1 protein-coding gene is annotated in these 269 nt (G+C 59.5%); it reads right to left on the bottom strand.

From position 1 onward, the window contains the following. A partial coding sequence (locus tag A3730_RS11950) for a GNAT family N-acetyltransferase (RefSeq protein WP_156501172.1) occupies positions 1 to 269 on the bottom strand: 269 nt, incomplete at both ends.

The raw sequence follows: 269 nt of genomic DNA, 5'->3' as shown, positions 1-269 counted from the left end.
ACGGCCCCGTTGCGATGCTCCGGGTGAATACAGGTACGACCGATTTCTGCCAGTTTGCCCTCCAGCTGGCTCAGCATGGTCAGATCAAATTCACCGCTGGAATAGAAGCCTCCGGTCCGGTGCAAGCGCTCACCCGGCAGCACGCGGGTGTAACCCACGATTTCCCCGTTACGGTTATCGCGGACCACCAAGTGCAAGCAGTGGCGATCAAAACGGTCCCGGTCGAGGCCGAACGGGGCACTGAAACTGGCACCATACTCTTGGGAGAA

It is taken from the genome of Alcanivorax sp. HI0044 (assembly GCF_001634945.1).
The sequence above is the reverse complement of the archived record's forward strand: the minus strand, read 5'-3'. Positions and strand labels throughout refer to the sequence as shown.